Origin of the sequence: Acinetobacter sp. ASP199 (assembly GCF_022700675.1) — a bacterium.
Lineage (GTDB): Bacteria > Pseudomonadota > Gammaproteobacteria > Pseudomonadales > Moraxellaceae > Acinetobacter.
This window is the reverse complement of sequence record NZ_CP062182.1, coordinates 2,854,089-2,868,144: the sequence shown is the minus strand read 5'-3', so window position 1 is coordinate 2,868,144 and position 14,056 is coordinate 2,854,089. Positions and strand designations below refer to the sequence as shown.

Annotated in this window: 10 protein-coding genes; 8 read left to right on the top strand and 2 right to left on the bottom strand. The window is 45.1% G+C overall.

The genetic code is table 11. The annotated features are described in order from the left end of the window. Window positions 1-39: 39 nt before the first annotated feature. Window positions 40-1,431 carry a multidrug transporter subunit MdtD gene (gene mdtD / locus IHE35_RS13765; protein WP_242788145.1) on the bottom strand — a complete coding sequence of 464 codons (1,392 nt, stop codon included), beginning with the start codon at window positions 1,429-1,431 and terminating at the stop codon, window positions 40-42. 150 nt (window positions 1,432-1,581) lie between these two features. Between mdtD and IHE35_RS13760 the strand changes: the two genes are divergently transcribed. Both IHE35_RS13760 and IHE35_RS13755 read left to right on the top strand, forming a co-directional pair. Further along, a complete protein-coding gene (locus IHE35_RS13760) occupies window positions 1,582-3,393 on the top strand; it encodes a choice-of-anchor I family protein (protein WP_242788143.1) in 1,812 nt (603 codons plus the stop codon). A gap of 158 nt (window positions 3,394-3,551) precedes the next feature. Further along, window positions 3,552-4,526: a hypothetical protein gene (locus IHE35_RS13755; protein ID WP_242788141.1), complete on the top strand. Its 975-nt coding sequence runs from the start codon at window positions 3,552-3,554 to the stop codon at window positions 4,524-4,526. Window positions 4,527-4,587: 61 nt separating this feature from the next. On the opposite strand, the gene IHE35_RS13750 is transcribed toward IHE35_RS13755, so the two are convergent. Further along, the gene (locus tag IHE35_RS13750) at window positions 4,588-5,205 is read right to left on the bottom strand and encodes a TIGR00730 family Rossman fold protein (RefSeq protein ID WP_242788138.1); all 618 of its coding nucleotides are present in this window, start codon (window positions 5,203-5,205) and stop codon (window positions 4,588-4,590) included. A 320-nt stretch (window positions 5,206-5,525) separates the two neighbouring features. Between IHE35_RS13750 and IHE35_RS13745 the strand changes: the two genes are divergently transcribed. The 6 genes from IHE35_RS13745 (at window position 5,526) to IHE35_RS13720 (ending at window position 14,026) form a co-directional block, all read left to right on the top strand. Further along, entirely contained in the window at window positions 5,526-7,106 is a 1,581-nt protein-coding gene (locus tag IHE35_RS13745) for a TerC family protein (protein ID WP_242788136.1), read from the top strand. 85 nt (window positions 7,107-7,191) lie between these two features. Continuing rightward, window positions 7,192-7,656 carry a YchJ family protein gene (locus IHE35_RS13740; protein WP_242788135.1) on the top strand — a complete coding sequence of 155 codons (465 nt, stop codon included), beginning with the start codon at window positions 7,192-7,194 and terminating at the stop codon, window positions 7,654-7,656. Window positions 7,657-7,717: 61 nt separating this feature from the next. Further along, window positions 7,718-8,362 (top strand): trimeric intracellular cation channel family protein, encoded by a 645-nt coding sequence (locus tag IHE35_RS13735; RefSeq protein ID WP_008305156.1) that lies wholly within the window; start codon window positions 7,718-7,720, stop codon window positions 8,360-8,362. Between the two features lie 133 nt (window positions 8,363-8,495). Then, window positions 8,496-9,815: an MFS transporter gene (locus IHE35_RS13730; RefSeq protein ID WP_242788134.1), complete on the top strand. Its 1,320-nt coding sequence runs from the start codon at window positions 8,496-8,498 to the stop codon at window positions 9,813-9,815. Between the two features lie 165 nt (window positions 9,816-9,980). After that, the gene (gene parC, locus IHE35_RS13725; RefSeq protein ID WP_242788133.1) at window positions 9,981-12,200 is read left to right on the top strand and encodes a DNA topoisomerase IV subunit A; all 2,220 of its coding nucleotides are present in this window, start codon (window positions 9,981-9,983) and stop codon (window positions 12,198-12,200) included. Between the two features lie 149 nt (window positions 12,201-12,349). Continuing rightward, entirely contained in the window at window positions 12,350-14,026 is a 1,677-nt protein-coding gene (locus IHE35_RS13720) for an AMP-binding protein (protein ID WP_242788132.1), read from the top strand. Window positions 14,027-14,056 lie beyond the last annotated feature (30 nt).

The window sequence follows — 14,056 nt, the reverse complement described above, 5'->3', positions numbered from 1 at the left end:
ATCTAGCTTATACCGATTTCTCTTGTATCGGAATGACCATCATACTGGCGTATTCTTGGGAATATGCCAGAAAATATAGGCAGCAATTACATTCAAACAGCCCAGGCAGATCAGGGCGAGATGGAACGCATTATCCAGCTGCTCCGGACCAAAGTAGGCACTAAACATATTGACCAGCGTACCTGCCAGTGCGACCCCAATACTCATTGATAGCATCATGATCATGGACAGGAAACTGTTACCGCTGCTGGCATCCTGCTGACTCAGGTCTTTTAAGGTTAAGGTATTCATGGAAACAAACTGCAGCGAGTTCAGGATACCAAAAATAAAGAAGTGAATCGCACGCAGCCAGATCGGTGTATCTGCCGTAGTCAGGGCAAAGCTGGCAATACATAGTCCCACCAGCAAAGTATTTACCAGCAACACTTGGCGATAGCCAAAGTGCTGAATGATCTTGCGAATAATAGGTTTCGATGCCAACGAACCCAATACGGTTGGAATCATTAACAAACCGGTAATAAAGGGTTCAAAGCCAAACGCAACCTGCAACATCAGCGGTAACAGAAACGGAATTGAGTTACCGCCAAGACGGGCAAAGAAATTCCCTAAAATGCCAATGGAATAGATTTTGTTGCGGAACAATTGACTGCGAAATAGTGCATTGTCATGCGTATGAGAATGATAGGCATAAAATAGAGAGGCCAAGGCCCCCGCTACGATTAAACCCACACTCCACCACAGCGGACTTTGTGGATTGGCAAAGTTTTCGATGCCTAGACAGAGTCCAATCATCGCCAACAACAGCAAGAAAAAACCGCTGTAGTCAAAACGTTTCACTGTCGGTTCAGTAATGTTGGGCATGGCTTTAAAGGTAATTAAAACTCCCAATAAGCCAATGGGAATATTAATCAGAAACACCCAATGCCATGAGACATATTCCACCATCCAACCACCCAAAGTTGGACCGATGAGTGGCCCAATTAAACCTGCCAAGCTCATTAAGCTCATGGCAGAGAGAAACTGAGTCCGCGGAATAATTTTCAGCATTGCCAGACGGCCGACAGGCAAAAGCAATGCACCACCAATACCTTGTAGCACTCGATAGAGCAGTAATTCATTTAAATGATCGGCATTGGCACAGCCTATAGAAGCCAAAGTAAAAATGACGATGGCACTAAAATAAACATTACGCACCCCAAAACGATCCGCCAGCCAGCCACTCAAGGGAATACAGGCTGCAACCGAAAGCACATAAGCCACCACCACACTGTGCATTCGTAATGGATCTTCCTGCAGACTACGAGCAATTGCAGGCAGGGCAGTATTGATAATCGTAGTATCCAGACCTTGCATGAAAAAGCCGATCGATACCAATAAGACCAGCAGTCTAAATTCGGGTTGCAGCGCTTGATGGGTTGGGGTGGCATTCATACGGTTTTTATCAGGGCAGCTTAGCTTAATGTTGTGGCATAGAGTTTAACGGGTCATCGTCCATTGTCATGATCATGACATTAAATGGTCATCGAAATGAAATTTTATGTTTATAGATTAAACAGAATTTAAAACTAGATGAATAACAAAATGAAATTTCAAAAAAAAGCATTGTTGGTTTCTATTCTGGCGTTTGGGCTGAGTGCATGTAATGATGATAATGAACAAACCTCCCCGCCAGTAGAGAAAACACCGAACAGTATTGAGCTTGTCAAAATTGGTGGCTATGAATCGGGTATTTTTGCTCAAAGTGCTGCCGAAATTCCAGCCTATGATGCACAATCTCAACGTTTATTTGTGGTCAATGCACAGGCAGGAGTACTCGATGTTTTGGATTTAAGCGATCCTACAAAACCACAAAAGATTGAAGCTATTTCAGTTTCAGACATAGCAGAAGGTGCCGAGGTCAATAGCGTTGCTGTGCACAATGGGATAGTGGCAGTTGCTGTACAAATGGCTGATAAAACCGAAGATGGTTATGTTGCGCTGTATCAGGCGTCTGATTTGAGTAAACTTGCACACGTGAAAGTGGGTGCTTTGCCTGACATGTTGACATTTACACCTGACGGTAAAACGATATTGGTGGCCAATGAAGGTGAACCATCGGATGATTATCAAGTTGACCCAGAAGGTTCAATCGCAGTCATCAGTTTAGATAATCTCAAAGCACCCGTGGTACGTATTGCTGATTTCCATGCCTTCAATGGGCAAGAAGCACAGCTCCGTGAGCAAGGTGTACGGATCTTTGGTCCAAATGCCAGCGCCTCTCAAGATTTTGAACCTGAATATATTACCGTGTCTGCCGATGGCAAAACGGCATGGGCTTCTTTGCAAGAAAATAATGCACTCGCAAAGCTTGATGTGGTGAATGCCAAAGTTTTGGCTGTTTATCCGCTTGGTTACAAAGACCATGGTCAAGTCGGTAATGGCATGGATGTCAGTGATTTAGATGGCGCCGATGAAACTGGCAAAATTAACATTCGAACTTGGGCCAATGTTCGTGGTTTATATATGCCAGATGCGATTGCCAGTTATGAGGTTGCAGGTCAGACTTATATTGTGACTGCCAACGAAGGTGATGCACGGGCTTGGGGTGAAAATACACCTGCTTATTTTAATAATGGCTTAACAAAAGGTTTCGTAGAAGAATGGCGTGTTAAGCATTTGGTTCACACCAAGGGCTTTGATCGTCGATTAGGAGATGATTTACCGGCTCATTTACGCGCGTTGGCCAAAGGTGCTGAGTTGAATCCTGCGAACTTTGCATATTGTGGTGCAGTGGATGGCGATGCGAAAGCATGTCGTGAAGACCACATGCTCGGTCGTTTAAATATCACATGGACGGAAGGCTATCAAAAAAATGCTGATAGCTCGCCGAAACTCAATGAGCGCGGTCACTTGGTCTACGACCATTTATATAGCTATGGCGCTCGTTCATTCAGTATCTGGTCTGAAAATGAAAATCAAACGGGTCTGGATTTAGTTTGGGATTCAGGCGATCAGTTTGAACAGCATATTGCACAGCATTATCCAAAAATCTTTAACTTTAACCATGAAGAAACAGGTCTAGATAACCGTAGTGATAATAAGGGGCCAGAACCTGAAGGCGTGACTCTCGGGAAAATTGGCGAGAAGACCTTTGCCTTTGTAGGATTAGAACGTGTGGGTGGAATCATGGTCTATGACGTGAGTTCACCACGTGCGCCAAAATTTATCCAATACATCAACTCAAGAAATTTTGAAGCAACCGATGAACAGATTAAGTTAGGTCAAGCCGGTGATTTAGGACCTGAAGGTTTGGTGTTTATTTCAGCGAAAGATTCACCAAATGCTCAGCCACTTTTGGCTGTAGGCAATGAAGTGAGTGGAACGACTGCGGTTTACCAACTCAACTTAAAATAACAAGCTTGGACAGAAGAGGGCGCTAAGGTGCCCTTTTTATGTTTGGCAACAAAATATATGACAGGATTGTCATTAAACTGCAATACAACCGTCATAATCTTGGGGGAAATTTTTCCACCATGCTGTTTTGGCATGGTCCTCGAAAAGGTTTGGTTTTTATGTCCATCGAAATATTGATGGTAATAGGCTTTTGTTTGGCAGCCTATTCCATCGTGGGAAATGATGTTCCTCAGACATTGGGGACGTTTATCTCCTCCAACTCGCATCGCCCATGGTGGGTACTATGGATCTACATCAGCGCCATTCTGGTGGCAGTGCTGGTCTATGGCTGGTATGCGTCAGGAGTAGGAGATGCATCTTATGGCCGTCTCGAAACGATTCCATTCCCTGAGGGTGGGATTACCTGGCTGTATATTGTACCGCCAATTCTACTTTTGCTATTAACCAAATATGGTATTCCAGTCAGTACCACATTCTTGGTGCTCACCATTTTCTCTCCAGCGAGCTTAGGTTCGATGATGGTAAAATCGATGATGGGCTATGCGGTAGCCTTCATCTCAGCCTTGCTGATTTACCGTTTTGTTGCCAACAAAATGACGGTTTATTTTAACCAAACCAAAGACCAAGAGCATTCGACCAAATGGATGATCTTACAATGGTTATCAACCGGTTTCCTATGGAGCCAATGGTTGATCCAAGATTTAGCTAACATCTTTGTGTATGTGCCACGTCAGGTTCCATTCGAATTCCTGATGTTTGCGATTGCGGTGTTCGTTGTCTTGCTGGGTGTGATTCTGTATCAACGTGGCGGGGCTATCCAGAAGATTGTCGATACCAAAACCGATGTCACCGATGTCCGTGCAGCAACGATTGTTGACTTTATCTATGCGATTATCTTGTTGATCTTCAAAGAGTGGAGCAATATCCCAATGAGTACCACATGGGTGTTCTTGGGTCTATTGGCCGGTCGTGAGTTTGCAATCTCGATGATCGTCAATGGTGTGAGCAAACACCGTACTTCACGCAACGTCAGCAAAGATGCAATGAAGTTGATGTTTGGTCTGGCTATGTCAGTGATTCTGGCAACCACATTACCGGTGTTCTACGAGTTCGTGACCAACTTCGGTCGATAAAATTAATTCGATAAAAAAGCGAGCCCAGTGCTCGCTTTTTTTGTTTTTGAAATTTAATTTTTTAAATTGCAAACTGTTTTGGACTGCCCAGATTTTTCAGGGCATTAAAAATATGTGTGGAATGTTCACAGATGATCAATTTGGCACGATGCTGAGGTGGCAGGAAACCTTCATTTACTGCATGATCTAGCTGGGCAATGAGTGGATCATAGAAGTTATTCACGTTATACAGCATCATGGGTTTCTGGTGCTGATTCAGCTGACCCCAGGTTGCAATTTCCAGTATTTCCTCAAAGGTACCTAGTCCACCGGGCAGGGCAACGAAAGCACAGGCGCGTTCTGCCATTAAAGCTTTACGTTCATGCATGGACTGCACAATGTGCAGTTCCGTCAGTTTGTTATGCGCGATTTCATAATCCAGCATAAACTCGGGAATCACGCCCACGGCTTCACCGCCATGTGCAATCATCGCATCAGCGACCTGACCCATCAGGCCGATACTGGCACCGCCGTAGACCAGACCAAAGCCTTGCTGAGCTAGATTCTGTACAAGCTGAATAGCTTTTTCCTGATAAATAGGATTATTACCAGCACGTGAACCACAATACAGGGCAACGAGCGGGCGGGTAGTGCGGGGAGATTTGTTTTTATGTTCGGTCATTTGAATTACGCTAGTCATGTCTTTCCTTCACCTTATCATTTTTTAATTTTGTTACTACAACATATATTCAAAATATGACAATTCTATGCATCCTCCTTGCCAATCCTGAATTCAAGAGTCGGGAAGCTTAAACCAAAGCATGAAAACTGGTGAATTTCATTTTGAACTTGCTATACTGAAAATCTGTCTTACTACAATAGAATTCACATGGGTAGTCGAAGTTGGCGCTTTAACCAGATAAAACGTCACCATATCAAGTCTTTAAATCAAACTGGACACAGTTCCGCGCTACGCAGCAGCATTGCATGTCTTTCCACTGATCTACAGGAGAGAATGCAATGATTTTTGAATGGATGTCAGATCCTTCTGCCTGGATTGGCTTGCTGACTCTGATTGTGCTGGAAATTGTTCTGGGCATCGATAACCTGGTTTTTATTGCAATTCTTGCGGAAAAACTGCCGCCGGAACAACGTAATACTGCTCGAATTTTAGGTTTGAGCCTGGCCTTGATCATGCGTCTGATCCTGCTGGCTTCTATTGCCTGGGTGGTCACGCTGACTGAACCGTTCTTCTATATTTTTGATCATCCATTTTCCGGACGTGACCTGATTCTGTTGTTTGGTGGGGTATTCCTGTTATTTAAAGGCACCATGGAATTACATGAGCGCCTTGAAGCCAAGCCAGTGGTCAAAGAAGAAAATCCGGTGCATGCTGTATTCTGGATGGTGATTGTTCAGATCGTGGTTCTGGATGCCGTGTTCTCACTCGACAGTGTTATTACTGCTGTGGGTATGGTCAAAGACCTGTCGGTCATGATGATTGCGGTGATTATCGCCGTCGGTATCATGCTCTGGGCTTCCAAGGCCTTAATGGATTTCGTCAATCGTCATCCTACCGTGGTGATTCTATGTCTTGGCTTCCTGATGATGATCGGTTTCTCTCTGGTAGTTGAAGGCTTTGGTTTCCATATTCCAAAAGGCTACCTGTACGCAGCGATTGGTTTCTCGGTCATTGTCGAATTTATTAACCAGACCATGAAACGCAATCAGGAAAAAATGGTGACGACCACAGATCTGCGTTACCGCACTGCTTCAGCTGTAATGCGTATGCTTGGTGGTAAACCTGCTCAGGACAATGACGCTTCTGAACCGGAAGATGTACTGGCAACGCGTGCCTTCGCTGACGAAGTTTTCAATGATGATGAAAATGGTGTTTATCACAGTGTGATGGTGCAGGGCGTACTCGGTCTATCTGAACGTCCGGTGAAATCAGTGATGACCCCGCGTCCTGAACTGGAATGGATTGATCTGGATGAAGATGAGTCCACCATTAAGGCTAATCTATTGCAGATGAGTCATTCACGCCTGATCGTGGCACGTGGCGAGCTGGACAATATTGCTGGTGTAGTCCTGACCCATAAAGTATTAAACGAATACATTGAAACAGGTGTACTTGATTTCGAAAAACATCTACGTGAACCGGTGATTGTGCATGAAAATGCTCAGGTGCTGATGGTCATGGACCAGTTGCGTCAGGCACCACTACAAATGGCGATTGTCCTGAACGAATATGGTTCGATTGAAGGGATTGCGACACCAATTGATGTGCTAGAAGCCATTGCTGGTGAATTCCCGGATGAAGATGAAATGGAAACTGCAGCTGAAAGTTTGCATGATGGTAGCCTTCTACTTGAAGGCTCAACCGATATCCGTCATGTATCCTTGCTGATTGGCCGTGATCTGGTGGATGAATCAGAAGAATACTCGACGCTGTCGGGCTATATTCTGTTCCATCTCGGTCGTCTGCCTGAAAATGGCGAGAAGTTCGAAGCCGATGGTCATATCTTTGAAGTAGTGACGATGGACGGTCACAAGATCGAAAAAGTCCATATCATTCCGCAAGAGCAAAACAAGAATTGAGTTCTGCCTCAGGCATGATCTGATTTTTGCTAAAATAGCCTGCATTGTCGGGCTATTTTTTTGGAATTATTTTTTGGAACTTACCATGTCAGAAGCATGTCCATGTGGACTGGGAACTTATGAAAGCTGTTGTCAACCGCTGCATCAGGGCAAGCAAACTGCACAGACGGCTGAACAGTTGATGCGTTCACGCTATAGTGCCTTTGCCAAACAGGAAATTGACTATATCCAGCACACAACAGCATTAGGACAGCAAAAGTTTTTAGATATGCCTGCAATTGCCGAGTGGAGTAAAGTCAATCAGTGGCTGAAACTGGAAATCGTGCAGGCCAATGAAAAACTGGACAAGTGTCATGCACTGGTTGAGTTCAAGGCACATTTCCATGACGGGAAACAGGCACAAATTCATCATGAAGTATCTCATTTCGTCAAAGTAGAGGGCATCTGGTATTTTCTTGATCCGACCACAGATCAACAATTTACAATGAAGCAACCTTGCATTTGTGGTTCAGGTAAAAAATTTAAGCAATGTTGTGGGCAATTTTTGTAACTTTCACATAGATTTGCCTTAGAATAGCCGCCATCTCAAAGCCTCAGGTGGAAGCAGGGCGATGTTGTTGACCGTAATCTATATTATTGCCATTACCGCAGAAGCGATGACCGGTGCTTTATCCGCTGGACGGCGCAGCATGGACTGGTTTGGGGTCGTGATCATTGCCTGTGTCACGGCACTGGGAGGTGGCTCGGTTCGCGATGTGCTGCTTGGTCACTATCCACTAACCTGGGTCAAGCATCCTGAATATCTGGTGCTGACCTGCTGTGCGGCTTTTGTCACCATTCTAATCGCCAAATGGATGCGTCATTTACGTAACATCTTCCTGGTACTGGATGCCTTGGGGCTCATCGGTTTTACCATCATCGGTTGCCAGATCGCATTAGAAATGGGACATGGCTTTGTGGTCAGCGCCGTAGCTGGTGTCCTGACGGGTGTCTCCGGCGGTATTCTGCGTGACATTCTGTGTAATGATGTGCCGCTGGTGTTCCGTCGTGAACTGTATGCCAGTATTTCCTTCGTTGCGGTAATCTTCTACTGGCTTTGTAGCCACGCAGGTCTGTCGCTTGAGCTGACCATCATTTCTACCTTGATCTTCGGTTTTAGCCTGCGCCTGATCGCCATTTACTTTGGCCTGGAAATGCCGAAATTTATCTATAAAGATGATGATGAACAATCCGCCTCATCTAAGGATGAATCATAAAACACGATTTTCAGATGAACGAGGCAAAACAGCCTCGTTTCTGCATTCAATCGTAGTATAAAAATAGGATGAACACTTCTGCTTTCCATGCAGTTTCTCCCGTTCTCCCGAATCACATATCAGAGATTTACTTATGGACCTAGTTTCCCGGATTCAGCGCTTACCTGTAGGCAGGTTTCACTACATGCTGCTGGTGGTGATTGGTTTAGGCTGGATGTTCGATGCTATGGACACCGGACTGATTTCCTTCATTCTGGCTAAAATGACAGAAGACTGGCAGATGACCCCGGACCAGAAAAGCTGGGTAGTCTCAATCGGCTTTATTGGGATGGCGATCGGGGCGATCTGTTCTGGCGGTCTGGCAGACCGTTATGGCCGCAAGACGGTATTTGCTTTAACGCTGGTGATTTATAGTCTGGCAACCGCAGCTTGTGCTTTTGCACTGAACCTGACCTGGTTATTGGTCTTCCGTTTTATTGTCGGCTTGGGCCTGGGTGGTCAGTTGCCAGTAGCCGTAACGCTAGTCAGTGAATATATTCCTGCACATGTACGTGGCCGCTTTATTGTCCTGCTGGAAAGTTTCTGGGGATTAGGCTGGCTCTGTGCAGCTTTGATTTCTTATTTTGTCATTCCAAAATTTGACTGGCATACCGCCTTTTTAATCGGTGGCATTCCTGCTCTGTATGCAATTGTGATCTGGAAATTCGTTCCGGAATCAATACCATTTCTGATCAACCGTGGTCGTATAGATGAAGCGCATGCCTTGGTGAAAAAGATTGAAGCCAAGTGCGGGGTAGAGGTGCTGGAAATCTTCCAGGTGCAACCTGTAGCCGAGAAAAAGACGGTTTCTTTTACTCAGCTCTGGTCAGGCATATTTGCCCGCCGTACTTTAATGCTGTGGTTGATCTGGTTCGGTATCATCTTCTCTTACTATGGTATTTTCACCTGGTTGCCAAGTCTGTTGGTGAAAGAAGGCTATACCGTCGTACAGTCTTTTGAATATGTGCTGATTATGATTCTGGCGCAGTTGCCGGGTTATCTGGTCGCGGCATGGCTGGTAGAAAAACTCGGACGTAAAGCCACATTGGCCGGTTTTATTGGCATGTGTGCGGTGTCTGCCTACTTCTTTGGTCAGTCCGGCAGTGTCACCGAAATCGTGATCTGGGGCTGTCTGATGTCCTTCTTTAACCTCGGTGCCTGGGGCGTGCTTTATACCTATACCCCAGAACAGTACCCAACCAATATTCGTGCCTTTGGTTCAGGCTGGGCCGGGGCAATTGGTCGGATCGGCGGTATTGTCGCACCGTTTGCAGTAACCCATCTGATGGTCATGCCGAGTGGCTTCAGCTATGTCTTCACCATGTTTACCGTGGTTCTGATTACTGTGGCTGTGGTGATCCTGGTACTGGGTGAAGAAACCAAAGGTCGGACTTTAGAATCCTTAAGTCAATAAATTTGGTGAATTTTTAGTTGATTAGGGTGTATAAAGTGGATATTTTTACGCCATAAGACACGATTTGTCGCACTGAGTACTTTACTGCCCTTGTGCAGTCAGGCAGTGCGACTTAGCATAAGAAAGATTGATACAAAAACGAAATTTTTAGGATTATAGGTTGTTATGACAAGCCTTGCGCATCATGCGACAGAAAACCGTTCCGTAGCAGAATTTACCGAACAGGCCTACCTCAACTACGCCATGTACGTCATTATGGATCGTGCACTGCCACATATCAGTGACGGTCTGAAACCGGTACAGCGCCGTATTGTTTATGCCATGAGTGAGCTGGGGCTCAAATGGACCAGCAAGCCAAAAAAATCTGCACGTACTGTGGGTGATGTACTGGGTAAATACCATCCACATGGTGACTTAGCGTGTTATGAGGCCATGGTGCTGATGGCACAACCGTTCAGCTATCGCTACCCGTTTATTGAAGGTCAGGGGAACTGGGGTTCACCGGATGATCCGAAGTCCTTTGCGGCGATGCGATATACCGAAGCCAAACTGTCACAGTACAGTGAGTTACTGCTTTCCGAGTTAGGTCAAGGGACTTGTGACTGGCAGGACAACTTTGACGGTTCGATGAAAGAGCCAGTCAATCTGCCAGCACGTGTACCGAATATTTTGTTGAATGGTACTACGGGTATTGCTGTAGGGATGGCAACTGATATTCCACCGCATAATCTGCGTGAAGTGGTCAAAGGGACCATTGCGCTGATTCGTAATCCGAACCTGACCGATAGCAAAGTGGCGGAATATATTCCGGGACCGGACTTACCGACCAAAGCGGAAATCATTACCCCACCAGCGGAATTGCTGAAAATGCAAACCACCGGTCGTGGTAGCTACCGCATGCGTGCCATTTATACTGTAGATAAAAACGAAATCATTATTACTGAACTGCCATATCAGGTGTCTGGTTCCAAGATCATCACCCAGATTGCAGACCAGATGCAGGCGAAGAAACTGCCTTTAGTGACGGATGTGCGTGATGAATCCGATCATGAAAATCCGACCCGTCTGGTCATTGTGTTACGTTCAAACCGTATTGATGCTGAATCGGTGATGAGTCATTTGTTCGCAACCACCGATCTTGAATCTAGCTATCGCGTCAATATGAATATGATTGGTGCGGATGGTCGCCCGCAGGTGAAATCGATCCGTCGTATTTTGCTGGAATGGATTGAAATCCGAAAGACCACCGTGACCCGTCGTCTGCAATTCCATCTGAATAAAATCGAGAAACGCTTACATATTTTGGGTGGCTTGATCATTGCCTACCTGAATATTGATGAAGTGATTCAGATCATCCGTGAAGAAGATCAGCCCAAACCGGTGCTGATGCAACGATTCGGTATTGATGAAATTCAGGCAGAAGCCATTTTAGAACTCAAGTTGCGTCATTTGGCCAAGCTTGAAGAAATGGAAATGCGCCGTGAGCAGGAAGAGTTAGAAGCCAAGGCAGCTGAAATCCGTGAGCAACTGGCCAATCCAGAATCTTTAAAGAATTTGATCATCAATGAACTCAAAGATGATGCCAAGAAATTTGGTGATGACCGCCGTTCCCCAATTGTAGAACGTGCTGAAGCCGCGGCAATTGATGAAACTGAAATGCTGCCAGCTGATCCTGTGACAGTGGTATTGTCTGAGGCAGGCTGGATCCGTTGTGCCAAAGGCCATGAGGTCGATGCCGAAAACCTGCACTTCCGTGCCGGGGATCAGTATTTGAGTCATGCACAAGGCAAGTCTAATCAGCGTGTTTATGTACTGGATGATACGGGGCGCAGTTATGCCTTGGCCATCAACAGTCTGCCTTCTGCGCGTGGCTTAGGTGAACCGCTGAGTTCAAAACTTTCTCCTGCAAGTGGCGTCGGCTTTAAACAGGTTCTGGTTGCCGAAGATGAGGCAGAAATCCTGGCAATCAGCAGCAAAGGTTATGGTTTTAAAACTCAGGCCAAGCAGCTGGATACCAATGCCAAAGCTGGTAAAGCATTCCTGACCGTGCCAGAAGGTGCGCAGGCCATGAATCTGCTGCCACTTGAGGACAAAACTCATCTGGCATTGCTCAGTTCTGCAGGTCGTCTATTAATTGTTGATTTGGCTGAATTACCTGTGTTGAATAAAGGCAAAGGTAATAAATTGATACAACTTGAAGAAAAAGATCAAATTTTGTCCATGACAGCCTTGAGTTTAGATGAAATAATTCAAGTGCTTGCAGGACAACAGCAAATAAAATTAAAAGGGGATGATCTGCAAAAGTACATCGGCAAACGCGGTTCGAAAGGACAGCTGTTACCACGCGGATATCAAAAAGCAAATAAACTGTTGATTCAGAGATAAGACTAGCATCCATCAATCGAAATACGTTATATATGAACAACGATTCGACAAGATGGATGCAATATTGCGCATAAACAAGTTAAAAAATTAGCGCAGTATTGAAAAAAACAGTTGAGATTCTAAGGATTATGATTGGAGAAAATGGCGTTATGGAAAAGATTTGGTTCGCTGAATACGAGAAAACAGGGATTCCACACACTGTAGAACTGCCACCAGAAAACACTTCATTAGTTGATATTTTTGAGCGTAATTTCCAGAAGTTTGGCTCACGTGATGCCTTTATCTTTATGGATAAAGTAATGACGTTTAATGAGCTGGAAGAAGCTAGTCGTAAATTTGCAACATATTTACAGAGCTTGGGGCTTGCAAAAGGTACACGCGTGGCAGTGATGATGCCAAACGTGTTGCAATATCCAGTCGTGGCATTGGGCGTATTCCGTGCTGGGCTGGTATTGGTCAATGTAAATCCACTTTATACTTCACGTGAACTTGAGCATCAGTTAAATGACTCTGGTACAGAAGTACTGGTTATCATTGAAAACTTCGCTTCTGTATACCAGGCAATTATTGGCAAAACCCCAGTCAAGCACGTCGTTGTTGCTTCTGTAGGTGATATGCTGGGTGCACTGAAAGGTACGCTAGTTAATTTTGTGCTACGTTCTGTACGTAAACAGATTCCAGCATGGGATATTCCAGGTCACATCAAGTTCAATGCTGCGCTGAACAAAGTCAGCCCAACCAACTATAAACGTCCTGAACTGACTTTAAGCGATACTGCTGTACTGCAATATACTGGTGGGACGACGGGTGTTTCTAAAGGTGCTGAACTGACGCATCGCAACCTGGTTGCCAATATGCTGCAATGTGACGGTATTTTCCAGAGTAAATTCGGTGCGCAAGATGGACAGCCAGATGACCGTATTTTCTGTGCTCTACCGTTGTACCACATCTTTGCATTCATGGTATGTGCACTGTACGGTATGTACAAAGGCCAAGCCAACGTCCTGATTCCAAACCCGCGTGATCTGCCTGCGGTGATTAAAGAATTACGTAAATACCAGCCAACTTTCTTCCCGGCAGTAAATACTTTATTCAATGCATTGATCAATAATGAAGACTTCAAACAGCTGGATCACAGTCGTCTGAAAATGGCGATGGGTGGTGGTATGGCGGTTCTTCCTTCTACTGCAGAAGCATGGAAGAAAGTTACAGGCACGAACATCATTGAAGGTTATGGTTTATCAGAAACTTCTCCGGTTGCAACTGCAAACCCACCTGCATCTGAAGAATTTAGCGGCACCATTGGTATTCCATTGCCGTTGACTGAAGTTGCAATTTTGGATGACGATGGCAATGAAGTGCCGTTGGGCGAGCAGGGTGAAATCTCGATCCGTGGCCCTCAGGTCATGAAGGGTTACTGGAACCGCCAGGATGAAACTGACAAAGTCATGATTAATGGTTACTTCCGTACTGGTGATATTGGTGTGATGAACGATCGTGGTTATGTGAAGATCGTAGACCGTAAAAAAGACATGATTTTAGTATCTGGCTTCAACGTTTATCCTTCAGAGATTGAAGAAATCGTTGCGAAACATCCAAAAGTGCTGGAAGTGGCTGCCATTGGTGTACCAGATGAGAAATCAGGTGAGGTGCCTAAACTGTTCGTGGTGAAAAAAGATCCATCTTTAACAACTGAAGAAGTTCTGGCATACGCGAAAGAAAATCTGACAGGTTACAAGCGTCCGCGTTATGTAGAATTCCTGGATGAATTGCCAAAATCTAATGTAGGTAAAATCCTGCGTAAAGATCTACGCAAAACAGCTTAGAAGCTGTGAGAAAAAAAGCGCCTTTGATAG

Coding starts and splice junctions, on each gene's coding strand:
- mdtD (WP_242788145.1), bottom strand. CDS start 1,431: ATGAATGCCACCCCAACCCATCAAGCGCTGCAACCCGAATTTAGACTG.
- IHE35_RS13760 (WP_242788143.1), top strand. CDS start 1,582: ATGAAATTTCAAAAAAAAGCATTGTTGGTTTCTATTCTGGCGTTTGGG.
- IHE35_RS13755 (WP_242788141.1), top strand. CDS start 3,552: ATGTCCATCGAAATATTGATGGTAATAGGCTTTTGTTTGGCAGCCTAT.
- IHE35_RS13750 (WP_242788138.1), bottom strand. CDS start 5,205: ATGACTAGCGTAATTCAAATGACCGAACATAAAAACAAATCTCCCCGC.
- IHE35_RS13745 (WP_242788136.1), top strand. CDS start 5,526: ATGATTTTTGAATGGATGTCAGATCCTTCTGCCTGGATTGGCTTGCTG.
- IHE35_RS13740 (WP_242788135.1), top strand. CDS start 7,192: ATGTCAGAAGCATGTCCATGTGGACTGGGAACTTATGAAAGCTGTTGT.
- IHE35_RS13735 (WP_008305156.1), top strand. CDS start 7,718: ATGTTGTTGACCGTAATCTATATTATTGCCATTACCGCAGAAGCGATG.
- IHE35_RS13730 (WP_242788134.1), top strand. CDS start 8,496: ATGGACCTAGTTTCCCGGATTCAGCGCTTACCTGTAGGCAGGTTTCAC.
- parC (WP_242788133.1), top strand. CDS start 9,981: ATGACAAGCCTTGCGCATCATGCGACAGAAAACCGTTCCGTAGCAGAA.
- IHE35_RS13720 (WP_242788132.1), top strand. CDS start 12,350: ATGGAAAAGATTTGGTTCGCTGAATACGAGAAAACAGGGATTCCACAC.